The 23,851-nt window shown below is 65.0% G+C and carries 28 protein-coding genes and 2 tRNA genes; 7 read left to right on the top strand and 23 right to left on the bottom strand.

Translation table 11 applies throughout. The features are described 5' to 3' along the window. Positions 1 to 74: 74 nt before the first annotated feature. The 8 genes from rseP to AB4Z00_RS22795 all read right to left on the bottom strand — a co-directional run bounded on the left by rseP (position 75) and on the right by AB4Z00_RS22795 (position 7,221). Positions 75 to 1,460 (bottom strand): RIP metalloprotease RseP, encoded by a 1,386-nt coding sequence (rseP, locus tag AB4Z00_RS22830; protein ID WP_134095401.1) that lies wholly within the window; start codon positions 1,458 to 1,460, stop codon positions 75 to 77. A 30-nt stretch (positions 1,461 to 1,490) separates the two neighbouring features. Beyond that, positions 1,491 to 2,642 carry a 1-deoxy-D-xylulose-5-phosphate reductoisomerase gene (locus tag AB4Z00_RS22825; protein ID WP_132264193.1) on the bottom strand — a complete coding sequence of 384 codons (1,152 nt, stop codon included), beginning with the start codon at positions 2,640 to 2,642 and terminating at the stop codon, positions 1,491 to 1,493. 5 nt (positions 2,643 to 2,647) lie between these two features. Beyond that, complete coding sequence (locus AB4Z00_RS22820; RefSeq protein WP_442047354.1) at positions 2,648 to 3,421, bottom strand: phosphatidate cytidylyltransferase; 774 nt, start codon at positions 3,419 to 3,421, stop codon at positions 2,648 to 2,650. Further along, entirely contained in the window at positions 3,408 to 4,103 is a 696-nt protein-coding gene (uppS, locus tag AB4Z00_RS22815; RefSeq protein ID WP_134095400.1) for a polyprenyl diphosphate synthase, read from the bottom strand. Before uppS ends, AB4Z00_RS22820 begins: the two co-directional genes overlap by 14 nt. Before the next feature lie 28 nt (positions 4,104 to 4,131). Beyond that, entirely contained in the window at positions 4,132 to 4,689 is a 558-nt protein-coding gene (gene frr / locus AB4Z00_RS22810; protein WP_132263613.1) for a ribosome recycling factor, read from the bottom strand. 3 nt (positions 4,690 to 4,692) lie between these two features. Then, on the bottom strand, positions 4,693 to 5,415 hold the full coding sequence (gene pyrH, locus AB4Z00_RS22805) for a UMP kinase (protein ID WP_132263615.1): 723 nt from the start codon (positions 5,413 to 5,415) through the stop codon (positions 4,693 to 4,695). Between the two features lie 117 nt (positions 5,416 to 5,532). Then, entirely contained in the window at positions 5,533 to 6,720 is a 1,188-nt protein-coding gene (locus AB4Z00_RS22800) for a DUF1624 domain-containing protein (RefSeq protein ID WP_442047353.1), read from the bottom strand. Positions 6,721 to 6,789: 69 nt separating this feature from the next. Beyond that, positions 6,790 to 7,221 carry a winged helix-turn-helix transcriptional regulator gene (locus AB4Z00_RS22795; RefSeq protein ID WP_442047352.1) on the bottom strand — a complete coding sequence of 144 codons (432 nt, stop codon included), beginning with the start codon at positions 7,219 to 7,221 and terminating at the stop codon, positions 6,790 to 6,792. Between the two features lie 55 nt (positions 7,222 to 7,276). Here AB4Z00_RS22795 and AB4Z00_RS22790 point away from each other — a divergent pair, with 55 nt between their 5' ends. Further along, the gene (locus tag AB4Z00_RS22790; protein WP_442047351.1) at positions 7,277 to 7,885 is read left to right on the top strand and encodes an NAD(P)-dependent oxidoreductase; all 609 of its coding nucleotides are present in this window, start codon (positions 7,277 to 7,279) and stop codon (positions 7,883 to 7,885) included. Positions 7,886 to 7,962: 77 nt separating this feature from the next. Here AB4Z00_RS22790 and tsf read toward each other — a convergent pair whose 3' ends face one another. Then, the gene (gene tsf / locus AB4Z00_RS22785) at positions 7,963 to 8,886 is read right to left on the bottom strand and encodes a translation elongation factor Ts (protein WP_132263623.1); all 924 of its coding nucleotides are present in this window, start codon (positions 8,884 to 8,886) and stop codon (positions 7,963 to 7,965) included. Positions 8,887 to 9,087: 201 nt separating this feature from the next. Further along, complete coding sequence (gene rpsB / locus AB4Z00_RS22780) at positions 9,088 to 9,843, bottom strand: 30S ribosomal protein S2 (protein WP_132263625.1); 756 nt, start codon at positions 9,841 to 9,843, stop codon at positions 9,088 to 9,090. Positions 9,844 to 10,238: 395 nt separating this feature from the next. On the opposite strand from rpsB, the gene AB4Z00_RS22775 reads away from it, so the two are divergent. Further along, on the top strand, positions 10,239 to 10,508 hold the full coding sequence (locus tag AB4Z00_RS22775) for a hypothetical protein (RefSeq protein ID WP_442047350.1): 270 nt from the start codon (positions 10,239 to 10,241) through the stop codon (positions 10,506 to 10,508). A 15-nt stretch (positions 10,509 to 10,523) separates the two neighbouring features. Here the strand turns inward: AB4Z00_RS22775 and AB4Z00_RS22770 are convergent, their stop codons facing one another. From AB4Z00_RS22770 to AB4Z00_RS22755, 4 genes are all read right to left on the bottom strand, one after another. Next, the gene (locus AB4Z00_RS22770) at positions 10,524 to 10,994 is read right to left on the bottom strand and encodes a hypothetical protein (protein ID WP_132263629.1); all 471 of its coding nucleotides are present in this window, start codon (positions 10,992 to 10,994) and stop codon (positions 10,524 to 10,526) included. Positions 10,995 to 11,376: 382 nt separating this feature from the next. Beyond that, complete coding sequence (locus tag AB4Z00_RS22765) at positions 11,377 to 12,273, bottom strand: CDP-alcohol phosphatidyltransferase family protein (RefSeq protein ID WP_442047349.1); 897 nt, start codon at positions 12,271 to 12,273, stop codon at positions 11,377 to 11,379. After that, the gene (locus AB4Z00_RS22760; protein WP_132263631.1) at positions 12,270 to 13,019 is read right to left on the bottom strand and encodes a phosphatidylserine decarboxylase; all 750 of its coding nucleotides are present in this window, start codon (positions 13,017 to 13,019) and stop codon (positions 12,270 to 12,272) included. Before AB4Z00_RS22760 ends, AB4Z00_RS22765 begins: the two co-directional genes overlap by 4 nt. 205 nt (positions 13,020 to 13,224) lie before the next feature. Continuing rightward, positions 13,225 to 13,310 (bottom strand) — tRNA-Tyr (locus AB4Z00_RS22755). Between the two features lie 163 nt (positions 13,311 to 13,473). On the opposite strand from AB4Z00_RS22755, the gene AB4Z00_RS22750 reads away from it, so the two are divergent. Both AB4Z00_RS22750 and AB4Z00_RS22745 read left to right on the top strand, forming a co-directional pair. Continuing rightward, entirely contained in the window at positions 13,474 to 14,298 is an 825-nt protein-coding gene (locus AB4Z00_RS22750; protein ID WP_134095394.1) for a TrmH family RNA methyltransferase, read from the top strand. 28 nt (positions 14,299 to 14,326) lie between these two features. Next, entirely contained in the window at positions 14,327 to 15,160 is an 834-nt protein-coding gene (locus tag AB4Z00_RS22745) for a hypothetical protein (protein WP_442047348.1), read from the top strand. Positions 15,161 to 15,319: 159 nt separating this feature from the next. Here AB4Z00_RS22745 and AB4Z00_RS22740 read toward each other — a convergent pair whose 3' ends face one another. The 4 genes from AB4Z00_RS22740 to AB4Z00_RS22725 form a co-directional block, all read right to left on the bottom strand. Continuing rightward, the gene (locus AB4Z00_RS22740; RefSeq protein WP_132263636.1) at positions 15,320 to 15,592 is read right to left on the bottom strand and encodes an HU family DNA-binding protein; all 273 of its coding nucleotides are present in this window, start codon (positions 15,590 to 15,592) and stop codon (positions 15,320 to 15,322) included. Between the two features lie 399 nt (positions 15,593 to 15,991). Further along, positions 15,992 to 16,360: a 50S ribosomal protein L19 gene (gene rplS, locus AB4Z00_RS22735; RefSeq protein ID WP_132263638.1), complete on the bottom strand. Its 369-nt coding sequence runs from the start codon at positions 16,358 to 16,360 to the stop codon at positions 15,992 to 15,994. Next, positions 16,357 to 17,103, bottom strand: a complete 747-nt coding sequence (trmD, locus tag AB4Z00_RS22730; protein ID WP_132263640.1) for a tRNA (guanosine(37)-N1)-methyltransferase TrmD — start codon at positions 17,101 to 17,103, stop codon at positions 16,357 to 16,359. Before trmD ends, rplS begins: the two co-directional genes overlap by 4 nt. Before the next feature lie 61 nt (positions 17,104 to 17,164). After that, positions 17,165 to 18,082, bottom strand: a complete 918-nt coding sequence (locus tag AB4Z00_RS22725; protein ID WP_442047347.1) for a LysR substrate-binding domain-containing protein — start codon at positions 18,080 to 18,082, stop codon at positions 17,165 to 17,167. A gap of 101 nt (positions 18,083 to 18,183) precedes the next feature. Here AB4Z00_RS22725 and AB4Z00_RS22720 point away from each other — a divergent pair, with 101 nt between their 5' ends. Continuing rightward, positions 18,184 to 18,483 (top strand): hypothetical protein, encoded by a 300-nt coding sequence (locus tag AB4Z00_RS22720; RefSeq protein WP_442047346.1) that lies wholly within the window; start codon positions 18,184 to 18,186, stop codon positions 18,481 to 18,483. A 63-nt stretch (positions 18,484 to 18,546) separates the two neighbouring features. Here the strand turns inward: AB4Z00_RS22720 and rimM are convergent, their stop codons facing one another. The 5 genes from rimM to AB4Z00_RS22695 all read right to left on the bottom strand — a co-directional run bounded on the left by rimM (position 18,547) and on the right by AB4Z00_RS22695 (position 21,942). Further along, entirely contained in the window at positions 18,547 to 19,056 is a 510-nt protein-coding gene (gene rimM / locus AB4Z00_RS22715) for a ribosome maturation factor RimM (protein ID WP_132263644.1), read from the bottom strand. Between the two features lie 18 nt (positions 19,057 to 19,074). Continuing rightward, positions 19,075 to 19,503, bottom strand: coding sequence for a 30S ribosomal protein S16 (rpsP, locus tag AB4Z00_RS22710; protein WP_132263646.1), 429 nt, complete (start codon positions 19,501 to 19,503; stop codon positions 19,075 to 19,077). 30 nt (positions 19,504 to 19,533) lie between these two features. Next, on the bottom strand, positions 19,534 to 20,979 hold the full coding sequence (ffh, locus tag AB4Z00_RS22705) for a signal recognition particle protein (protein ID WP_314464444.1): 1,446 nt from the start codon (positions 20,977 to 20,979) through the stop codon (positions 19,534 to 19,536). Positions 20,980 to 21,169: 190 nt separating this feature from the next. After that, positions 21,170 to 21,245, bottom strand: a tRNA-Ala gene (locus AB4Z00_RS22700). Between the two features lie 376 nt (positions 21,246 to 21,621). Further along, entirely contained in the window at positions 21,622 to 21,942 is a 321-nt protein-coding gene (locus AB4Z00_RS22695; protein ID WP_132263650.1) for a TIGR02300 family protein, read from the bottom strand. A gap of 204 nt (positions 21,943 to 22,146) precedes the next feature. Here AB4Z00_RS22695 and aroA point away from each other — a divergent pair, with 204 nt between their 5' ends. Then, entirely contained in the window at positions 22,147 to 23,469 is a 1,323-nt protein-coding gene (gene aroA / locus AB4Z00_RS22690; protein WP_442047368.1) for a 3-phosphoshikimate 1-carboxyvinyltransferase, read from the top strand. A 66-nt stretch (positions 23,470 to 23,535) separates the two neighbouring features. Beyond that, the gene (locus AB4Z00_RS22685) at positions 23,536 to 23,829 is read left to right on the top strand and encodes a CBU_0592 family membrane protein (RefSeq protein ID WP_132263652.1); all 294 of its coding nucleotides are present in this window, start codon (positions 23,536 to 23,538) and stop codon (positions 23,827 to 23,829) included. The last annotated feature ends 22 nt before the right edge of the window (positions 23,830 to 23,851 follow it).

Below are 23,851 nucleotides of genomic sequence, written 5' to 3'. Positions count from 1 at the left end.
CATCTGCCCGATGGACGACGTCCAATCAAGCAGCCAATCCCGGCGGAAATGTGATGGCTGATGAATTCTCCAGGCTATCCCCCGAAAATCGGGAGCGATGCCAGATCGTTGACCGTGACGAACACCATCAGGGCAAGCACGAGTGCCACCCCGGTGCGGATCGCCCATTCCTGACTGCGCAGTCCCAGCGGCTTGCGACGGACCAGTTCGGCCGCATAGAAAGCCAGGTGCCCGCCGTCGAGGCCAGGAATTGGCAGGAGATTGATGAATGCCAAGTTAATCGAGATCATCGCCACGAAGCCCACGAAAGGCTCCCATCCCAGCGAGAATTGCTCGCCGGAATACTTGGCGATCTTGATCGGGCCGCCCAGTTCTCGGACGGACCGGTCTCCGGTCACGATCTGCCGGATCCCGGTGACTATCGTGCCCATCAGCGCGAAGCTGCGATCGACGCCGATACCCAGTGCGGCGACCGGCCCAACAGGCTCAAGCCGGCCGAAACCGGACTGGACACCGATACGCCCGACGGTTTCCTGGCGACCTTGCGCGTCCTTCTGGATGGCGCTGCCGATCGTCATGGGCAGGACATGCGCCTGGCCCTCGCGCATGACGGTTATGGTCGTCCTGGCACCCGGCATGGGCATGATCAGCGGCGGCACTTCGCGGAAGCTGCTGATCGGAGTCTCGCCGACGGCAACGATCCGGTCACCCACTTTCATGCCTGCCTGCTCGGCCGGGGAATCGCCCATGAAGCCGCTTACGACCGGGACGGCGAAATCGAGGCCGAGGTCGCCGATCCGGGCCTTGTTGCCGAAATCGTCACTCACTTCGTCGCCGGCCAGGGTCACCGGCAGAACGACCGAGCGCCCTTCCCGGTCCACGACCAGTTCCACGTTCTTGCCCGGGAAATAGACGGTGTGTTCGGGAATGTCGGTGACGCTACCGATGCGGTTACCGTCGATGGCGACGATGCGATCGCCGATCTGCACGCCCGCCACCTTGGCCGCGGAAGTTTCCGAGAAGCCGACGACCTCGGGATCCGCGATCAGACGGCCGTGGGCATAGACGAAGCCGGCCAGGATCAGCACGCAGAGGACGAAATTGGTCAGCGGGCCCGCAAAGACAATAAGCGCACGCTGCCACAGCGGCTTCACATGGAAGGTCCTGGCACGTTCCTCGGCCGTGAGGCCGTCCTCCCCAGCGCGGGGCGCCGAGGCCGGGTTCATGTCGCCGGCGAACTGGACGTAGCCGCCCAGCGGCAGGGCCGAGAGCTTCCAGCGGGTGCCGCGCCGGTCGGTCCAGCCCGCGATCTCCTTGCCGAAACCGATCGAGAAGGCATCCGCCTTTACGCCGAACAGCCGTCCCACCAGATAGTGGCCAAGCTCATGGATCAGCACGAGCGGCCCCAGCACCAACAGGAATGCAAAGATCGTCGTCAGCAGGTTGGGCGATCCGGTCAATTCAGGGAATCCTTTTCGGACCGCGTGCCGTCACGCCGTCCCGGCCAGCATGCTTGCCCTTGCTCTTGCCTCGCCGTCAACCGCCAGAACATCCGACAGGCTGGAGGGCGCGGGCGGCGCATAGGCCCCGAGCACGTCCTCGACTTGTGCGGCGATGCGCGTGAACGGAATCTGACCGCCAAGGAAAGCGGCCACGGCCACTTCGTTTGCAGCGTTGAGCACGGCCGGAATGGCGCCGCCCGCCTCGGCCGCTTCCCTGGCCAGACGCGTGGCTGGAAACCGCACTTCGTCGGGGCGGCGGAACGTCAGTTCACCGATTTCGGCCAGGTCCAGCGGTGCGCAGGGCGTGTCCATCCGTTCCGGCCAGGCGAGCGCGGAAGCGATTGGCACGCGCATGTCGGAAGGCCCGAGCTGCGCCAGGGTCGACCCGTCCCGATACTCCACCATCGAATGAACGACGGACTGCGGGTGGACGATGATACGCAGCCGGTCCAGCCCGACCGGGAAGAGGTAGTGCGCCTCGATCAGTTCGAGGCCCTTGTTGAACATCGTCGCCGAATCGACGCTGATCTTCGCGCCCATGTCCCAATTCGGATGCTTTACCGCCTGTGCCGGGGTCGCCAGCGTCAGCCGGTCGAGCGACCAGTCGCGGAACGGACCGCCACTGGCCGTCAGCGTGATCCAGCGGACGTGATCGAGGCTGTTGCCCTGCAGGCACTGGAAGATCGCATTGTGCTCGGAATCGATGGGCAGCAGGGTTGCGCCGTGACGCTCCACCGCTGCGGTCATCACTTCGCCCGCCGAGACGAGCGCCTCCTTGTTGGCGAGCGCGATCACCCCGCCCTGCTCGATCGCGGCCATGGTGGGCGCGAGGCCGGCACAGCCGACGATAGCGGCCACGGTGACGTCGGCGCCGCGCGAGGCCGCTTCCACCAGCGCGGCCGGGCCGCCGGCGGCTTCGATCCCGGTTCCGGCCAGAGCCTCCCGCAAGGCGGGCAGGCACGTCTCATCGGCGACAACCGCGACTTGTGCGGACAGCTCGATCGAAAGCCTGGCCAGTTCCGGCACGTTGCCGTTGGCGGTCAGAGCCACGACGCGCCAGTCCGCCGGATGGCGGCGAACGAGGTCCAGCGTCGAGGCGCCGATGGAGCCGGTGGCTCCGAGAACGGAAATGGTGCGCATCATGGTCATCGCGGCTGGAAAAGGATCATCAGCCCTAGCACGAAAAGCACGGCCAGCAAGCCATCGAGACGGTCGAAGAAACCGCCATGGCCCGGAATGAAGTGGCCCGAGTCCTTGACCCCGGCCCGGCGCTTCATCCAGCTTTCGAAGAAATCGCCCGCTTGCGCGCAGACGGCCAGCAGGATGCCGGTCATCAGGCAGGTCGCGAAAAGCGGCACCGCATTGGCCGTCAGGTACCAGCAGGGCTGCATGCCGAAGCAGGCGGGGCCGTCCGCCGCATTGCCCTGCGGATGGACCGAGATCAGCCCCTCCTGCCAGAATCGCGCGGCGCCGAACAGGACCAGCGTGGCGCCAAGGACGCCGCCGAGCAGGCCGGACCAGGTCTTGGACGGACTGATGGAAGGTGCGATCTTCGGGCCGCCCAGCGAGCGTCCCGTGAAATAGGCGCCGACATCGACGCCGATCACGGCCAGCAGGATCGTCAGCAGCGGCGCAAGGCTGAAAGCCGGGTTGCGCAGGAACAGCAACATCGCGGCGCCGATGCCCACATAGAGCATGCCGCCGAAGTTGAAGGCCGCGCGCTCGCCGGGATGTTGCGTGCCGCCGCGGGCCAGCTTGACCCATTCCCAGAGCACGCCAAGCGCCACGGCACAGACGAAGGCGGTCCAGACCACCCCGCCCAGCCACAGCGCGCCGCCGGCCACGAACAGCATGACCACGGCCGAGGCCGTCCGCACGCCCAGGTCGGACTTCTTCCTGCCGGGGTCAGCGTCCGCCATAGCGTCGCTCGCGGGAGGTGAAATCTTCCAGGGCCTGGCGCAAGTGCTCGGCGGTGAAGTCCGGCCAGAGCACTTCGGTGAACATCATTTCCGCATAGGCCGCCTGCCAGAGCAGGAAATTCGACAGCCGAACTTCGCCCGAAGTGCGGATCAGCAGATCGAGCGGGGGCATGTCCGCCGTATCGAGTTCGGCAGCGATGGTGTCGGGCGTGATCGGGCCCTTCGCGGCTGCCTTGCTGGCGGCGCGGGCGATCTCGTCCTGCGAACCGTAATTGAGCGCCACGGCCAGCGTGGTGCCGGTGTTGCCGGCCGTCCGCGCGACGGCACCTTCGACCAATTCGACCACATCGGGCTTGAAGGCCTTGTAATCCCCGATGATCTTCAGCCGGACACCGGCCGCTGCAAACTCGTCCAGATCGGAGAGGATGAAGCGCTTCATCAGGCTCATGAGGTCGGAGACTTCTTCCTCCGGCCGCCGCCAGTTCTCCGTGGAGAAGGCGTAGAGCGTCAGCGCTTCCAGCCCCATCTCCCGGGCGCCGCGCACCACGCGGCGAACCGATTCGACGCCGCGCTGGTGACCCAGCGCACGCGGCAAGTGGCGCTTCTTCGCCCAGCGCCCGTTGCCATCCATGATGATGGCAACGTGGCGCGCCACGACTTTCGCAGGTTCTTCCTTGGCCATCAGGTCTCCCTCGCGGCGAGGCTAAGCCTCACTTGCCGAGGATTTCCTTCTCCTTGCGGCCGAACTCCTCGTCGAGCAACTTGATCATGTCGTCGGTCAGCTTCTGGACTTCGGTTTCGCCGCGCTTGCGCTCGTCTTCCGAGATTTCCTTCTTCTTCTCGTCCGCCTTCAGGTTCTCGATACCATCGCGGCGCACGTTGCGCACGGCGACGCGGGCCTTTTCGGCGTAAGAGCCGGCGAGCTTGGCCAGTTCCTTGCGGCGTTCCTCGGTCAGGTCGGGAATCGGCAGGCGCAGGGTGTTGCCATCATTGATCGGGTTGAGGCCGAGACCGGCCGAACGGATCGCCTTTTCGACGGGACCGATGTTCGTCTTGTCCCAGACCTGCACCGAAAGCATGCGCGGTTCGGGCGCCGAGATCGTGGCGACTTGCGTGATCGGCGTGTTGGCACCGTAGACGGTGACCATGATCGGCTCCAGCAGCGCGGTGTTGGCGCGGCCGGTGCGCAGGCCCGAAAGGTCGTGCTTCAGCGCTTCGATCGCGCCGGTCATGCGGCGTTCGAGATCCGCCTTGTCGTACTTGGCCATTGTTCAGGCTCCCTTCTGGACGATCGTCTTGGTGCCGCCACCGGCAAGAACGGTGGCGAGATTGCCCTTCTCGCGGATCGAGAACACGACGATCGGAATGGAATTGTCGCGGCACAGGGCCACGGCGGAGGCGTCCATCACCTTCAGGTTGTCGGCGAGGACAGTGTCGTAATCGACCGAATCGTAGCGCTTGGCATCCGGATTGGTCTTGGGGTCGCTGTCATAGACGCCGTCGACGCTGGTGCCCTTCAGGAGAGCGTCGCAGCGCATTTCGGCGGCGCGCAGGGCAGCGCCCGAATCGGTGGTGAAATAAGGTGCGCCAACGCCGGCGGCGAAGATCACCACGCGGCCCTTTTCCAAGTGACGCTCGGCACGGCGGCGGATCACCGGCTCGCAGACCTGGTCCATCTGCACGGCGGACTGCACGCGGGTCTCGACGCCGAGCTGCTCGAGCGCATTCTGCATCGCCAGGGCGTTCATGACGGTGGCCAGCATGCCCATGTAATCGGCCTGCGCACGGTCCATGCCGCGCGCGGCGCCGGCCATGCCGCGGAAGATGTTGCCGCCGCCGATGACGAGGCAGACCTCCAGGCCGGTTTCCTTGGCCGCCTTCACTTCCTTGGCAAGTTCGGCGACGAATTCGGGATCGATTCCGAACTGCTGGCTTCCCATCAAGACCTCGCCCGACAGTTTCAGCAGGACGCGCTTGTAAGGGGAAGAACTCATGGCCGCACAATCTCCTCTGGGCAGGACCGCCCGGCTTTAGGAGCGCGCGGGCCGATTGCCAAGGGGCGAGCTTGTGGATGACCGCGCCCGGTCTGCGCGGCGGCCCCTCCTACCCCTTCATAGGTAGCGCATCCACCAGGCGGGACTGGCGCGCTTGACCCCGGCGAACCAGCGCGTGGCGAACCAGCAGGGGACCGCGGTGAGCGCTGCCAGCGCCCAGATCCAGCCCACCGAAGGCACGCTCGTCAGGCCCTGCGCGCCCATCACCGCACCGGCCGCGCGGTTGGCGGCGTGGAGCAGATAGAGATGGACGATGTAGAAGAACAGCGGCGCCCCGCCCAGCACGGCCAGCCACCGGATCGCCGCACCGGCGCCGCGGTGCTCCGCGCGTTCGAACAGGTTGAGCAGCGAGGCACCTATGCCAAGGGTCAGCACCAGGAAACAGGCGGAGGCCGGATACTTGGTGAGGTTCACGAAGGCCATGGCATCGCGCGGCATGTTGCCGCTGACGGTCCAGGCCTGGGTGTCACCGTATCCCGTCGCTGCGCGTAGCAGGGCGAAGAGGGCCAGACTTCCGGCCGAGAACAGGAGCAGCGCCCTGCCCCGCATCTTCGGGTTCGCCTCGCGGCCGAACCACGGCCCGGCGGCATAGCCGATCGCCATCGCCCCGATCCAGGGCAGAACCGGATAGGAGGTGCGCGCCGCCGCGCCCCAGGGCAGCGCGATCAGGTCGCGCTGGTGGAGAATCGCCCAGAGGGCATGCCCGGGCGCGTCCGGCGCCAGCGTGATGCTGTCGAGGAGGTTGTGTCCCAATATGAGCGCCCCGCCCAGGCCCGCGACACAGGCGCGCGGCAGATGGACGAGCGCGGCCAAGGCCAGCATCGACAGGCCGATCGCCCAGATGACCTGGAGAAAATAGGTCTCGGGCGCCGGGTCGAAAGTCCAGGCGAAGTTCACCAGGGTCACTTCCAGCACGATGAGGAACAACCCGCGCTTGGCCAGGAAAGCCCCGGCCCGCGCCGCATCGCCGCGCGCATGGAGCCAGGCCGATACGCCGGTCAGTACGACGAAAACCGGCGCGCAGAGATGCGCCGCAAGTCGCGTAAGGAACAGCGCGGGATCGGTGACATCGAGGTTCATGGGATCGGTGACCTGCCGATCGAGATAGAAGAACTCGCGGGTATGATCGACGAGCATCAACAGCATGACCAGCCCCCTCAGGGCATCGATGGCCATGATCCGCGGACCCGAAACGGGACGCACGGCTTCGTTCTGCGGCAGGGATAGGAGATCGGCTCGGCTCATGCCTCGCGCAGTACAGTAACGTTATATCATTTCAACCCTGCACTGCAGATCGCATGCGATCCAGCCTTCTTACAGAGCCAGGCCCGCCAGTTCCTCTTCGCGAACGTCGTAAGCAAGCTGCGCCAGCCTTACGTCGGCCATGCGCCGTTCGGCCCAGTCGATCATGGCCTGAAGCGCGGCGAGCAATTCACGTCCCAGCGGCGTGATGGCATAGCTGACCGTCACCGGCACCGTCGGCACGACCGCACGCACAACCAGTCCGTCACGGTCCAGCGAGCGGAGGGTCTGGCTCAGCATCTTCTGGGAAATCCCGTCGATCCGCCGTTTCAGAGCGTTGAAACGCATCTCCCGGGAACCCAGGGTGGTCAGGATCAGCACGCTCCATTTGTCGGCAATGCGATCCAGCAATTGCCGGGTCGGACAGTTCGCCGCGTAGACGTCCGGGAGACGGTCACCGGTTCCCTCGGGGTAACCCGGTGCGCTGAAAGTGCCTTCTTGCATGGCCACGCTCCATGACACACTTGGTCACTATTGGAAACCAGTGGAGTATCCGGAAATGAAGATTGCAGTCCTCGGCGCCAGCGGCCGCGCCGGATCGGAAATCGCCAGGGAGGCCGCCGCGCGCGGCCATCAGGTTCTCGCCATCGCGCGCAATCCTGCGAAGATTCCGTCGGTAGAAGGCGTGACCGCCACGGCCGGTGACGCCTCAGACCCCGAGGCGCTCACCCCGCTCATCGCCGGAAGCGATGCGGTGATCAGCGCGCTCCACTTCGATGTCTCGGCCGACACACTGCTTGGCGCGCTCCGCAAGGCGGGCGTCCACCGCCTCCTCGTCACCGGCGGTGCCGCCAGTCTCGAAGTCGCGCCCGGCAAGCGGCTCATCGATTCGCCGGATTTCCCGGAAGAGTGGAAGCCCTTTGCAACCGGCGGCATCGCTTTCCTCGACGCGCTCAGGCAGGTCGACGACGTGGACTGGACCTTCTTCTCCCCCGCCGCGCTGATCTTCGAAGGCCCGCGCACGGGAACTTACCGCACGGGGGGCGACCTGCTCCTCACGGACGAAGCCGGCGAGAGCAAGATCAGCTTTGCCGACTACGCCATCGCCATGGTCGACGAACTGGAAGCACACCGGCACAGCCGGGCGAGGTTCACCGCCGCCTACTGACCCTGCGCCGCGCAAAGAAAAAGGGCCGGGAAGCCTAAGCTCCCCGGCCCTTTTCTTGTTTCGGTATCCGCGAAGGATCATCCGGCGACAGCAGCAGCCACTTCGGCTGCGAAGTCGGTGACTTCCTTCTCGATGCCTTCGCCGAGCTGGAAGCGGACGTAGTCCTTCAGCACGATCTTGGCACCGGCTTCCTTGCCGGCCTGGTCGACGACCTGCTGGATCGGGGTCTTGTTGTCCATGACAAAGACCTGCGAGAGCAGAGCGTTTTCCTTGGCGTACTTGGCGATCGCGCCTTCGACCATCTTGGCCTGCACGGCTTCGGGCTTGCCCGATTCGGCGGCCTTTTCCTGGGCGATCTTGCGCTCGCGCTCGATCAGCTCGGCGTCGAGGTCGTCGGCGTTGAGGGCCAGCGGGAAGGCAGCGGCGATGTGCATCGCGATCTGCTTGCCGAGGGCTTCGAGAACGTCAGCGGAAGCTTCCGATTCGAGCGCGACGAGAACGCCGATTTTGCCGAGGTTCGGCGCGGCAGCGTTGTGCATGTAAGGGATGACGAGGCCCTGAGCGACTTCGACGGTCTTCAGACGGCGAACCTGCTGGTTCTCGCCGATGGTCGCAACGTTGTTGGTCAGCGCGTCGCCAACGGTGCCGCCGGTCGGGTAGGCAGCGGCCTTGAGCGCTTCCACGTCGTCACCGGCAACGCCGAGGGCGACTTCGGTGGTGTTGCGGACGAAGTCCTGGAACTGGTCGTTCTTCGCAACGAAGTCCGTTTCCGAGTTCACTTCGACGGCAACGCCCTTGGTGCCGGTGACGGCAACGCCGACCAGACCTTCGGCAGCCGTACGGCTGGACTTCTTGGCTGCAGCGGCCAGACCGCGAGCGCGCAGCGCGTCGACGGCGGCTTCGAGATCGCCACCGGTTTCGTCCAGGGCCTTCTTGCAGTCCATCATGCCGGCGCCAGTGCGCTCGCGCAGGTTCTTCACGTCAGCGGCGGTGTAAGCCATCGCTCAAATCCTCTTGCTTGGTGGGACCGTGTAGCACGGCCTTTAAAATCCTCGGATCGCGATGCGACCCGAAAATGCCCAGGTCGCGTTGCGGCCCATGAAATGCCCGGGTCGCATAGCGGCCCATAAAATTAACGCGCGCCAGGCCCATTGGACCCGGCGCGCGACAATTCCATGACGAAAAAGTCGTCGCCGGACCTATCAGGCCTCGACGGTCTCTTCGGCAACCGGCACGTCCATGGCGCCGAGATCGGCACCGCTGTTCACGAGCGCGTCACGACCACCCTTGGTGGCGGCCTGAGCAACGGCTTCGCAGTACAGACGAACGGCGCGGCTGGCGTCGTCGTTACCCGGGATCGGGAACGAGATGCCCTGCGGGTTCACGTTGGTGTCGAGCACGGCAACGACCGGAATGCCAAGGACGTTGGCTTCCTTGATGGCCAGCTCTTCCTTGTTGGCGTCGATCACGAACATCACGTCCGGGATGCCGCCCATGTCGCGGATACCGCCGAGCGACAGCTCAAGCTTGTCGCGCTCGCGGGTGAGCTGAAGGACTTCCTTCTTGGTCAGACCGGTGGTGTCGCCGGCGAGCTGCTCTTCAAGAGCCTTGAAGCGCTTGATCGAACCCGAGATGGTCTTCCAGTTGGTGAGCATGCCGCCCAGCCAGCGGTGGTTGACGAAGTGCTGACCGCAAGCGCGGGCGGCCTGGGCGATCGGCTCCTGAGCCTGGCGCTTGGTGCCAACGAAGAGCACCTTGCCGCCGGCCTGGACAGTGGCCGAAACGAACTCGAGAGCGCGGGCCATCAGGGGCACGGTCTGCGAAAGGTCGATGATGTGGATGCCGTTGCGCGCGCCGAAGATGTACGGCTTCATGCGCGGGTTCCAGCGGTGGGTCTGGTGGCCGAAGTGCGCGCCGGCTTCGATGAGCTGCTGCATGGTGACGACGGGAGCCGCCATAATGTAATTCCTTCCGGTTGAACCTCTGGAAAGCAGGAACCAAGCGGGGATATCGATCCCTGGCCGCCTAGCACCGGTATGTGCGCTTTCCATGTGGATTGCCCGAGTCGCGGGTGACGCGAATTCGACACCTTTCGCCGAGCGGGGCCGCCCTTAGCGCCGTTTGCCGGAAAACACCAGCCCCAATCCGGCGTCCCGACAAGGCATTTCGTCGCAGAGCGCGAGACTTGGCGGCCAAGGCCGGAAACTACAGGGCTTCCACTGCTTTTCCACAGGGTAATCCCCAAGCTGCCGGCGCTTCTGGCTCAGTTCCAACCGGCGCCAGCGATCGGCACAGCAGAAGGGATCTTTCAAGGACAGCGCCTGAGGGGGTCGCGAATTCAAGGACGCAATCGATGACCGTCGTTTCATCCATCCTGTTCGGAATCGGCGCCGCCCTGGCGCTCATGACGATCTGGAAGAGCTACCGCGCTGCCCTGCCCGCACTGCGCAACCTGAAACGCCAGATCGACCTTGAAGCCGGAGACGCCGTGCGCTGGAGACGGGGTGCCGTATTGCCGGGAGATCGTGCCCCGCGCCGCCCCCCTGCAGTCCGCCGCCGCCTGCTCGCGCCAAAGGCCGCGCCGCATATTCCGCTCCGCCTGACCCATCATCGGGCAGCCTGACCTGACATCGGCCAATCAGTGCAGGCGCCGCGAGCCTTCCAGTCCGAACGCCTGGTCGATGGTCCGGTCATCGGCCTCCATCTCGCGCTCGATGACATCCTCCAGCAGTTCGCTCGTATGATCGATGATTGCCTGCATCTGCATGACCGCCTCGCCGATTGCCGCAGCGGTTCGGCAGGAGGGCATGAGATCGACGATGATGATGAGGCCCTGCTGCGCGTCGACTGAGAATCGGCAGCCCAGCAACCGGTCATGCAAGCGCGCGAGGGTCAGGCATAAGGCCGACCCCGGTTCGACTTCGTCCAGAACCAGACCCTTGATCTGGATCCAGTCGTCAACGCCGAATACCGACCAGACGCTTCCCGCCTCCCGATCGGTCAGGACGAGTTCGCTCGAATCAATTTCCTCCAGATCGAACTGATTGCTCTCGCACCAGTCGCGCAAGCCCTCCAACTCGGCCAGACGATCGACGGCTTCTCCGCTCATGCCGCCCCCCGCAGCGCGCGCTTTACGCTCAGCGAAGGCCTGGACGATTCCTGCTTGACAGCTGGAGAACAAATTGAGAACAACGAGATCACAGGAACATTAATAGAACGATTCTGGATTTTCCACAAGGTGTCCACAGGCGCTGCTCTTCGGCAGACCAGGGAGACCATGGATGATGGTTCGAAAGGAACGGTCATGACTGCTTTTGCTGCCTGTATCTTCGCTGTGGCCGCGATTGTTTCGGCCCATGTCATCGCCACGAGCTGGCTGCGCCACGCGGATGCGGCGCGGTCCTTGCCGGCGCAGCTGCGTGGTTGCCCGGACAGCACTCTTCTGGTCTGGAAAGCGATCGAACGCGTGCCCCTGCCCGCGCTCGCCACGCTCAGAAAGGACCGTTCGGTCCGTCCTCGCCGTCAGTCGCAGTGGACTGCGGCGGAACGCCCGGGACTGGAATGGCCGGGGATGGAACTGCCGGCGACGGACCTCGCCGCCTGATCTTCATGTAAGTGACGATGCCGATGGGAATCAGCGCCAGATAGGCAATGGTAATCACGGCCAGCGTGAACCAGGGCTCGGTCAGCAGCGCCGCCACGGTCAGGCCGACCAGCGCGATCAGTCCGACGCGAAGGCTTGGCGGCGGACTCATGCGGGACCAGCTGAGCGTCGGCAGGCTGGAGATCATCAGGAAGGCGATCACCACCATCCAGACGCTGACCGCGATGGGATTGGCGAATTCCGGCACCCCGCTCGCGATCCACAAATACATCGGCAGGAACGCCAGCCCCGCGCCGATCGGCGCCGGAACACCGGTCAGGAAACCGGCGTCCTTATGCGGCTGATCGATCTCGTCGAGGCGGGAGTTGAAGCGCGCCAGACGCAGGACGCAGCAGATGGCGAAGGCCAGGGCGGCAATCCATCCCAGGCTGGGCAGCTGGTGAAGCGTCCAGAGATAGACGATCAGCGCCGGCGCGACACCGAACGAAATCGAATCGGCCAGACTGTCCAGCTCGGCGCCGAAACGCGTCTGCGCCTTGAGCAGGCGCGCCGCGCGGCCGTCGATACCGTCGAGCAGGCCCGCAAGGATGATGGCCTGCACGGCGCGCTCATAATCGCCGCCGATCGCAAAACGGATTCCGGTAAGGCCGGAGCAAAGCGCGGCGGCCGTGATCGCATTGGGAACGAAAACGCGCATCGGCAGCCCGCCGGCAAGGCGGCGGCGCACGCGAAGGCCATCGCCCTCGAACTCGCCGCCCTGGATTCCGTCGGGCTCGCCGGTCACTGCGAGATACCCTCGATCACCGGCGCCGAACCGAGTTCCGCCAGCACGGTTTCACCGGCGACGATCCGCTGGCCCATGAGCACCTTGGGCTCCGTTCCTGCGGGGAGATAGACGTCGACGCGGCTGCCGAAGCGGATCAGGCCGATCCGCTGGCCGGAGGCGATCATGTCGCCCGGCTTCACGAACGGAACGATACGGCGCGCGACCAGACCGGCGATCTGCGTAAAGCAGACGCGCAGTCCATCGCCGCGCTCGACCAGGATGTGCTGGCGCTCGTTCTCTTCACTGGCCTTGTCGAGGTCGGCATTGAGGAACTTGCCGGGGATGTAGATCACCCGGCGCACCGTGCCGCCGATGGGGCTGCGATTGATGTGGACGTCGAAGACGCTCATGAAGATCGAGATGCGGGTAACCGGTTCCGTCGACATAGGCTGCGAGCCGCTGCCATCCTCGACCGTCAGTTCGCGCGGCGGAGAGACTTTGCCGATAAGCGTCACCAGGCCATCGGCCGGTGCGACGATATAACGGTCGTCCTGCGGCGTCACGCGCACGGGATCGCGGAAGAAGGCCAGCACGCAGACCGTGAGCAGCGCCAGCGGCCAACCGACCAGCGGGCCGAACACGATCCAGCCGATCAGGGCCACGACACCGGCGATGGCGCCGAACTTGCGGCCTTCCGGGTGGATGGAAGGCCAGCTCCAGGACGCTTCGCCGCGTCCCTGATTATCGAGAATTTCTCCGGGCATCACCATCCTCTAGTCAGTGTCCACCCCTCCCGCAATGCCGGGAAGAAGGGCATGTTCCCATCCACGCCGACGGCCGGGGATAGTTTCCAGCGCGATACGCCACATAGTACCCTGTCCGCCGCGATACGCGGCACGGCACGGTTATCTCGCGCGATGCTGTAACTGGAGGGGAGCCCCGAAGGGAATGTCCTGTTAGGGAAACCGGTGGTGGACAGGGCTGGATTCGAACCAGCGTACGCTTGCACGGGCAGATTTACAGTCTGCTGCCTTTAACCACTCGGCCACCTGTCCACACCAGTTGCTGGCGGGGGTTCTTCTTTCGAAAAACCCGTTGTGTTGAAGCTCCGAAACCAGAGCCTCGCTGCCGAGGAGCGCGCCTATGTAGAACGCGGCCTTGCCTGTCAATGGGGGTAATGGCAGGAGCGGCATAGTTTTTCCAAAAAGGACAGTTTTCATGACCAATCGTAGCGACCGGCAAGAAGGCGACCGCGAAGGCGGACGCTCCGGGAAGGCGCTGCGCGGCCGCGCAGGCCGGATGAAGAACGGCCGTGGCAGCGGCAGAGCGAGCACCGGCATGGTTCGGCTCTGGGGTCGCCACGCCGTGGAGGCCGCGCTCAAGAATCCGAATCGCAGCCATCGCAAGCTCTGGGCGACTCGCGAGGGCGTGGAATCGCTCGACGGCGAATTGCCGGCCGACTTCCCCGTCGAATGGGCCCAGCCCGCCGATCTCGCCCGCCTCGTCGCACGCGACGCTCCGCACCAGGGCCTCGTGCTCGAATGCGCACCGCTCGATGATATCTTCATCGACGATGTGCTGGATGGCGATCCCTCGCGCCCGGTCGTCGTGCTCGACCAGGTAACCGACCCGCACAACGTCGGCGCGATCATGCGTTCGGCGGCGGCCTTCAATGCCTGCGCCATCGTCACGCAGGACCGTCACGCACCGCCCGAATCGGGTACCCTGGCCAAGAGCGCTTCCGGTGCACTGGAAGTCCTTCCCTGGGTCCGCGTGGTCAACCTGGCCCGCGCGCTCGAGGAAATCGCGGAAGCCGGCTACTGGCGCATCGGCCTCGACGGCGCCGCGCAGTCGACTCTCGGCGAAGCGCTTCCTGCCGGACCGGTCGCGCTCGTGCTCGGCGCCGAAGGTGACGGCATGCGCCACAACATCGCCCAGCATTGCGATTCCGTCGCCAAGCTGCCGATCAGCGATGCGATGGAAAGCCTGAATGTCAGCAACGCCGCTGCCATCGCGCTTTACGCCGCGGCGACCCGCGGCTGACGATCCGAACGCAAGAGAGGCACTCATCATGAACCAAGTCGAACGGCGCCCCCTGGGGCGCCGCTTGCTGGCAGGGCTGGGCGTCACCGCCCTCGCCCTGCTGGCGGCAGCGTGCATCTTCGCACCCGGCAAATTCACCTCGACGCTGGATTTGCGCAAGAACCGCACGTTCACCTTCCGCTATGCCGGCGAAATCGTGATGGTGCCTCTCCAGGCATCCAAGCCCAAGGTCTTCGCGCCGGAAGCGTGCCACGACGAAGACTACAACGAGCACCCCTGCACCGAGGAGGAACTCGCCCAGCAGAAGACCGATTGGGAGAAGTCCAACGAGGACAAGAAGAAGAGCGATGCCCAGGCCGCGCAAATGCTGCTGGGCGGGCTGGATCCCAGCGACCCGAAAGCCGGGGAGCAAGTGGCCGAGAAGCTCCGCCGCCAGGTCGGTTGGAACAAGGCCGTCTACATGGGAGACGGCAAGTTCGATGTCGATTTCGCGATGACCGGCCGGCTCGACCATGATTTCGCATTCCCGACCATCGAGGGCTTTGCGATGAGCAATCGGTTCGTCCAGCTCTCGCTGCGCCGGGACGGCTCGGTGCGCGTGGATGCCCCCTCGTTCGGCCCCCAGGGCGGCGCGACGGGCATGGGCGCCATGATGAGCGGCCTGGCCAATGAAAAGGAGGGCGACGCCATGCCCGGCACCACCGAGGCCGACGGCACCTTCACCGTGACGACCGATGGCGAGATCCTGGCCAACAACACCGACGAAGGCCCTCAGGCGGCTGCCAATGGCAAGGCGCTCGTGTGGAAGATAGACCCCCGGACGCCCGCCGCACCGACGGCTCTGGTCAAACTGATGCCCTGAACCGGAGAGGGCCGGCGCCTCGGCGCAGGTCCTGCCTGGCCTGGGTCCCGGCGGCATCCTCCGGGAAACAGACCGCTACAACGAAAAACGCCGCGCCAACCCAAAGTTGGCGCGGCGTAATCTTTTCAGCCCGCGAGGCGTAGCAGGCTATAAGGATGCTTAGTTGACAGCGTCCTTGAGGCCCTTGCCGGCCTTGAACTTCGGCTGAGCCGAAGCCTTGATTTCCATCGGTTCGCCGGTGCGCGGGTTGCGGCCGGTCGAGGCCTTGCGCTTGGCAACCGAGAAAGTGCCGAAGCCAACGAGGCGAACTTCGTCGCCGGACTTCAGCGCGCCGGAGATGGCGTCGAACACGCTTTCGACGGCCTTGGTGGCATCGGTACGGGTAAGACCGCTCGAGTCTGCTACGGCGCTGATAAGATCGTTCTTGTTCATTATGGGTACCCCCTAACCTTTCTGTTGAATCGGATGTGTCGGGATATTCGGACTCGCCTCTAAACGCGACGGAATTGAGCGGTTTTTGCGCGCGGTGTCAAAGGCTAAACAAAGCCAAAACTGGCACTTTATCGCGTTTTTCCGCCATTCAGATGACGATTCCTGAATTGTGCAACGCAGCATGATCGACCGTGCGACGCCTGCCCTCTTTCCGAAAGGCGTTGCGTCGAACARCAGAAGGGCCGCGCGGGTTCATTTTGCCGGCGTGGACTGATTCGCTTCGCGGAATCAAGTCGATAACCGTAATTGTCATCCAGGCGGAGACACAAAAAAGGCGGTTCGAAACCGAACCGCCTTTCAAGTTGTCCAGCCTGCAAGAGGCGGACACGATGCCGGAGCTTAGCCCTGGACGTCGTTGATGCGACGCTCGGCGATGCGAGCGCGCTTGCCGGTACGACCGCGCAGGTAGTACAGCTTGGCACGACGCACGACGCCGCGGCGAACCACGGTGATCGAGTCGATGTTCGGCGAGTAGAGCGGGAATACGCGCTCGACGCCTTCGCCGAAGCTCATCTTGCGAACGGTGAAGTTCGAACCCATGCCACGGTTCGAGCGCGCGATGCACACGCCCTCGTAAGCCTGGACGCGGGTACGGGTACCTTCGACAACCTTCACGCCGACGCGGACGGTGTCGCCCGGACGGAAGGTCGGGATTTCCTTGGCGGCCTTGGCAATTTCCTCGGCCTCGATCTGCTGAATCAGGTTCATGAACCTAAGTCCTCGTTTTTGCGCCGCGCACCAGAGGCAGACTGGCCCCGAACGTCACTGCGACGTTCCCAAAGGTCCGGCCTGCGTGACCGTGTATCTTCCTCCGCCTGTTGTTTCCGCCAGGCGGCGATCTTCGCATGATCCCCCGATCGCAGCACTTCAGGGATCGTGCGCCCTTCCCACTCGGTGGGTCGGGTATATTGCGGGTATTCGAGAAGACCGTCCTCAAACGATTCCTCGGTCCCGCTGGAAGCCGCGCCCATTACGCCGGGAAGCAGGCGAATGCAAGCGTCGAGAAGCAGGATCGCCGCGGGTTCGCCGCCGGAAAGCACCGCATCGCCGACCGACATCTCCTCGACGTCGCGGCCCTCGAAAATGCGCTCGTCGAAACCTTCGAACCGGCCGCACAGGATGGTGACGCCGGAGCCCTCCGCCAATTCGCGCACACGGGCCTGCGAGATCGGCTTGCCGCGCGGTGTCATGGCGATGACCGGCGCGGCCGGATTGATGCTGCGGGCATGGTCGATGGCCGCCGCCAGCACATCCACCTTGAGCACCATTCCCGCACCGCCGCCTGCGGGGGTGTCGTCCACGGTGCGATGCTTGTCGGCCGCGAAATCGCGGACATGCACGGGGTTCATGGCCCATTTGCCCTCGGCAAGCGCCCTGCCCGCCAGGCTGACGCCGAGCGAGCCAGGAAACATCTCCGGATAGAGGGTGAGAACGGTGGCGTTGAAAGTCATGCTGTCGCGCAAAGCCCAATTCGGCGGCGGCGACAAGAGGCCGGGCGGGATTTTGTGCCGCTCAGAAGGGTTCCCATACTTCTGGCGGCAGGAAATCCCGGTCGCGCATCACTTCGTCGCGCAGCCATTCCCGAAAGCGTTCCAGCTTGCGGACGCCCACGCGCTGTTCCGGGTGGACCAGCCAATGGCCGGTGCCGGGCAGGAACATCGTCGCGAACGGCTGGACCAGACGCCCCGCCGCCAGGTCCTCGCGCCAGATCAGTGGTGTCATCAGGGCTATGCCGAAGCCTTCGCGGGCCGCGCTGCCTTCCTGGAGCTGGTTGTCGAACATGAAGCCTCGCCGGGACGGCGGCGGCGGCGTTCCCACGCCGGCGGCCGCGAACCAGGCCGCCCACCAAGGATCGTTGGGGGCGAAGCGCTCCACCGCCAGCAAGTCTTCCGGCCGCGTGATCTTGTGGCGCTCCAGGAAATTCGGTGCACAGATCGGCGAATAGTGCTGCCGGAACAGGAATTCGCTGCGCAGCCCCTCCCAACGTCCCGCGCCGCCCCGGATCGCGGCATCGTAGTTCGAAGTCGCGAAATCGATCACTTCGTTCGAAAGCGACATGCGGACGGCAATGTCGGGATGGCGGAGCTGAAAGCGGCCGATGCGCGTGCTGAGCCAGCTTGCGCCAAGCGATACCGAGGCATTGATCGCCAGCACGTCCTCTTCTTCGCTGCGAACGGCGGCGAAAGCATCCGTCATCGCGGCAAACGCACCGGACAGCGCGGGCAACAGCCTGCGCCCGACATCCGATAGCCGCGCCCGGCCCTTCTCCCGCACGAACAGCGGCTTGCCGACCCGGTCTTCCAACTGCTTGATCTGATAGGAAATGGCCGCCTGACTCATGCCCAGTTCCTCGGCGGCACGGGAGAAATTCTCGTGCCGGCCCGCGGCTTCGAATGCGCGAACGGCGGTCAGGGGCGGCAGGCGGTCCATGGCCCGACGATAAGGCAGCCTTATGGCTGCTACCAGAGGGTTTGTTGGCAAAGAGGCGCTGCGACGCGCAGATTCCGGATATCCGAAGGAGGAACCGGACAATGCAGGACGAACATTTCATGCGCCAATGGAACGCCGGCCATGCCCGGTTTTCCGAAGATGCGGATCGCGGCCTCGTAACGCTCGCCGCCAAGGCCAAGCGCCTGCCCGGCTGGATCGGGCGCAAGGCGCGGCTGGAAACTGCGCTGGCACGGAAGGCGAGGCTGACGACCATCGCCATTCTAGCAGGCGTATTGGCCGGCTCCAGTCTGGCGGCCGTAACGCCGCTGATCGCCCCGACTGATGGCAATCAGGCCCCGCGGCAAGCCGCACAGCCCTGCACCGACCCCGCGCTCGCCTGAGGAACCCTCGCCTGAGGAACCAAGGCCCCTGACGCAGAAAGGCCGCCCGGAGGCGGCCTTTCCTTATTCTTCCGCAAAGGCGGCGTTGACCACCACCCGTTCGTGATCCCATTCGGGCACGGCGGCCGGGCTCATCGGCACCATGAAGCGGCGCCGCTTGCCGTCCTCGCCTGCCGGACGCTCGATCTCGATCACGTCGCCGGCGCCGAAGTTTTCGACCGCTATGCAAGTGCCCAGTTCGTCACCCGCGTCGGAAACGGCGCGCAGGCCCAGCAGGTCGGCGTGGTAATACTCGCCTTCCGCCAGTTCCGGCATCTGCGAGCGCGGAACGGTGAGCGCGGTACCGCGCAGCTTTTCCGCCGCGTTACGATCGAGCACTTCTTCGAAGCGGGCGATCGCGCCGCCCTTGCCGTCATCGCGCACTTTGGTGAGCGTGAGCGTGGAATCGGTGAAGGCGCGGTAGCGCTTGAGCGCCGCCACGCCTTCACCGAACAGCTTGAGGCGAACCTCGCCCGTCACGCCGTGCGCGCCGGTTACGGCAGCAAGCGTGACGGGGCGGTCTTGACCAGCCATCTGGATTCAACCTGAAGCTTAGGCTTCGGTCGATTCCTCGGCAGCTGCTTCGGCAGGCGCTTCTTCAGCGGCCGGAGCGGCTGCAGCAGCAGCGGCAGCTTCTTCAGCTTCACGCAGCTTCTCGGCCTTTTCCTCGGCGCGGTCCTTGGCCTTCTGGCCGGGCTCGCCCTTCTGGGCGTTCACGGTTGCGGCGCGTTCCTTGATGCCGGCCTTGTCGAGCAGACGGGCAACGCGGTCGGTCGGCTGGGCGCCAACGCCGAGCCAGTAACGCACGCGGTCTTCGACCAGGCGCACGCGGTTCTCGTCTTCCTTGGGGAGGACCGGGTTGTAGGTGCCGACCTGCTCAAGATACTTGCCGTCGCGCGGAGCGCGCGAGTTGGAGACGACGATCTTGTAATAAGGACGCTTCTTCGCGCCACCGCGCGACAGACGGATCGAAACGGACATTGCTCTACCTTTCCTTCAAATCTTCGAGAATTACTTTTTCAGAAACTTGCTGAGATCGGGACCACCGAGGCCCGGCATGCCGCCGGCGCCCCCACCCATGCCGCCGCCAAGCCCGGGCATGGCAGCATCGAGGCCGCCTTTTCCGAACATCGCGGCAAGGCCCTTGAGGCCGCCCATCTTCTTGATCTGCTTCATGGCCTTGGACATCTCCTGGTGCATTTTCAGGAGCTTGTTGACGTCCTGCACCTGGGTGCCCGAGCCATTGGCGACGCGAATCTTGCGCTTGGCGTTGAGCAGCGCGGGATTGACGCGCTCCTTCTGCGTCATCGAGCCGATGATCGCATCCATGCGCAGCAACACGCGATCATCCATGCCCGAAGCCTGCATCGCCGCCTTGGCCTTCTTCATGCCCGGCATCATGCCGGCCAGCGCGCCAAGGCCGCCCATCTTCTGCATCTGGCCCAGCTGCATGCGCAGGTCGTTCATGTCGAACTTGCCCTGCTCCATGCGCTTGGCCAGCGCTTCGGCGTCCTCGACCTTGACCGCTTCGGCGGCCTTCTCGACGATGGAGACGATGTCGCCCATGCCGAGAATGCGGTTGGCGACGCGGCTGGGGTGGAAGACCTCGAGGGCCTCCATCTTCTCGCCGGTGCCTGCGAACTTGATCGGCTTGCCGGTGACGGCGCGCATCGACAGCGCCGCACCGCCGCGCGCATCACCGTCCATACGGGTGAGCACGACGCCGGTGAGATCGACTTCGCCGGAGAACGACTGCGCGACGTTGACCGCGTCCTGACCCGTCAGCGAGTCGACCACGAGCAGCGTCTCACGCGGAGTCGCGATGGCGGCAACCGCCTTCATCTCGTCCATGAGCTGCTGGTCGACGTGGAGGCGACCCGCCGTGTCGAGCATCAGCACGTCGACGGCCTGGAGCCTGGCCGACTGCATCGCGCGGGTGGCGATCTCGGTCGGCTGCTGGCCCGGGATGATCGGCAGCGTGGCGACGCCGACCTGCTCGCCCAGGACGCGAAGCTGTTCCTGCGCGGCCGGACGGTTGACGTCCAGCGAGGCCATCAGGACCTTCTTGCCCTGCTTCTCACGAAGGAGGCGGGCGATCTTGGCCGTGCTGGTGGTCTTGCCCGAGCCCTGGAGGCCGACCATCATGATGACGACCGGGGGCGCGGCATTGAGGTCGAGTTCAGCGGTCTCTTCGCCGCCAAGCATCTCGATCAGGGCATCGTTGACGATCTTGACGACCTGCTGGCCGGGCGTGACCGAGCGCAGCACCGAGTGGCCCACGGCCTTCTCGGTAACCTGGTCGATGAAGCGGCGCACGACGGGAAGCGCGACATCGGCTTCGAGCAGCGCGATGCGCACTTCGCGCATGGCATCGCGAACGTCCTGCTCCTTGAGCGCGCCGCGACCGCGCAGCTTGTCGAAAACGCCACCAAGACGATCCGAAAGGGAGTCAAACATTCTCGCTCCTAACGTCACTCGCGGCGAACATGCCAAAATTCCTCATCGACGGGTCGAACCGCCAGAACGCCAAAAACGCCGGTGGGCGAAACCTCGCTGACCGGCGTGACGGGACGTTATGCGAAAAACGCCGGCGGACGAAACCTCGTCAGCCAGCGTGTCGCGTTCCCGCGAAACTGCAATGTTGAAATGGTGGAGCCTAGCGGGATCGAACCGCTGACCTCCTGCATGCCATGCAGGCGCTCTCCCAGCTGAGCTAAGGCCCCAATCATTTCATCGGATCGATCCTGGGAGGTCCGATCCGTTTCCGTCACGGCGACTTGCGCCTCCGCTTGGGAGGCCGCCCTCTAGATTGGGTTCACCGGACTGGCAAGAGGAATTTTTCACGGGCCTGTCATTTTCCGGAAAGCGGCCCGAAAGCGCACCCCCGCCCCTCTGCAGTGTCCTTCGCTTCCCGGCCTTTGCCCTTCGTCATTGAGAGGAGGTGAAGCCGATGAAGCAATCCAGAGCGGTGTAGGGTGCCCCTGGATTGCTTCGCCATGCTCGCAATGACGAAGGATGGAATCGAATCTGGCGGACCAAAACGAGAAAGGGCGCGACCGCCGAAGCGCCGCGCCCTTTTCCTTGAACTCGATCCGAGGATTACTCGTCGCGGTCGCCGTCGTCGTCGCCGGCACCGATGCCGAGATCGTCGTCACCGCCGAGGTCGACGTCGTTGTCCGGCGAATCGCCGTCGTCGTCGATATCCAGATCTTCTTCGGCCAGATCCGAATCTTCGGTCTCGACCACTTCCTTCTTCTGGATTTCCTCATAGGGAATCGGCTGCTTGGACTTCAGCACCGGCTCCGGGTGCCACGAATGGCCGCACTCGATGCAGGTGACCGGGTCGTCCTTGCCCAGGTCGTAGAAGCGGGTGCCGCATTTCGGGCAGCCGTGCTTGGCGCCCCACTCAGGCTTTGCCATGAAATGTCCTCATATTGCCCGCTCGAAAGGAACGGGCGTGAATTTCGTATCTTGATGGGAGGGCCGGCGCGCAAAATCAAGCGTCCCGGCACCATCAGGGCGCGCGCCTTGCCATAGGCCGCACCCGCTGTCAAAAGCCCGGCGATTTTGCGCCCCTCCAGTATCGAGAGAAGCACGCCCGTGAGCCACGACGACACCACCCCCATGCGCCCCCGCCGTTTCCTGCCCGCAGGACCGCTCAAGGGCAAGATCCGCGTGCCGGGTGACAAGTCGATCAGCCACCGCTCGATCATGCTGGGCGCACTGGCCGTGGGCGAAACGCGCGTGACCGGCCTGCTGGAAGGCGAGGACGTGCTGGCCACCGCCGCCGCCATGCGCGCCATGGGCGCCACGGTGGAACGCGTGGGAGACGGCGAATGGCGGGTGAGCGGCGTGGGCGTGGGCGCCCTGCTCCAGCCCGAAGGCCCGCTCGACATGGGCAACTCCGGCACCTCGACCCGCCTGCTCATGGGCCTGGTCGCCAGCCACCCCATCACTGTCAGCTTCACGGGCGACGGCTCGCTCTCCAAGCGCCCGATGGGCCGCGTGATCGATCCGCTCTCCGAAATGGGCGCAAGTTTCGAAGCCAGCGAAGGAGGCCGCCTCCCGCTGATCGTGCGCGGCGCATCGCCGGCCGTGCCGATCACTTACCGCCTGCCCGTCGCCTCTGCACAAGTGAAGAGCGCGATCCTGCTCGCCGGCCTCAACACCCCCGGCACCACCACCGTGATCGAGCCGGTGCCGACGCGCGACCACTCCGAGCGCATGCTCAAGGGCTTCGGCGCCGACCTCGATGTGACCGTGGAAGCCGACGGCACCCGCGTCATCACCATCAAGGGCGAGGCGGAACTGAAGCCGCAAGTCATCGACGTACCGGGTGACCCCTCCTCCGCCGCTTTCTTCATCGTCGCCGCGCTGGTCACGCCGGGCAGCGAAGTCGTGATCGAGAACGTCGGCCTCAACCCGACGCGCGCGGGCCTTGTCGAAGTGCTGCGCCAGATGGGCGGCAGCATCGCGTTCCTGAACGAGCGCGAAGTCGGCGGAGAGCCGGTGGCGGACCTTCTGGTCAAGCATTCGCAGCTCAAGGGCATCGAAGTCGATCCCGCCATCGCGCCTGCCATGATCGATGAATTCCCCGTGCTCTTCGTGGCGGCGTCGCTTGCCGAGGGCGTCACCGTCACCAGCGGTCTCGACGAACTGCGCGTCAAGGAATCGGATCGCCTCACCGCCATGGCCGTCGCCCTGACGCTGGCCGGCGCGCAGATCGAGGAGCGCGAGGACGGCCTCGTCATCACCGGCACCGGCGGCAAGCCCCTGCCCGCCACGGACAGCGACGCGCAAGTCGTCACCCACCTCGACCACCGCATTGCCATGTCGATGGCGATTGCCGGCCTCGTCAGCAGCGGCGGCGTGGAAGTGGACGACACGCGCCCGATCGCCACCAGCTTCCCCAATTTCGAGGACCTGCTGGCCACGCTGGCCGGATAAGGGCATTCTTGCAGGCTGGCGGCGCCGCGTCCTTCCACGCGGGCGCCCCGCCTGACAGGAGTGTGCATGATCCTCGACCTGCCGCAGTGGCTCAGCAACATCCTCGGCTTCGTGGGCACCGTGTGCTGCGTGATCGCCTATGCCTATGTGACGTACGAGAACAATCCGAACCGCTACCTTCAGCACGGACTGAACTTCGTCGGGGCCGTGCTCCTGCTCATTTCGTTGATGGTCAACGTCAACCTCCCCTCCATCGCGATGGAGGGGCTTTGGGCGATCATCGCCGGCTGGGGCCTGCTGAAGGCCCTGCGATCACGGCGCAGCGCGGACCGGCCATCCGACGAAGCCCGCCTGCCTTGACCTTCGCCCAAACCTACAGCGC

Source organism: Novosphingobium sp. YAF33 (assembly GCF_052113265.1).
In the GTDB taxonomy this organism is placed as follows: Bacteria; Pseudomonadota; Alphaproteobacteria; order Sphingomonadales; family Sphingomonadaceae; genus Novosphingobium.
The sequence above is the reverse complement of the archived record's forward strand: the minus strand, read 5'-3'. Positions and strand labels throughout refer to the sequence as shown.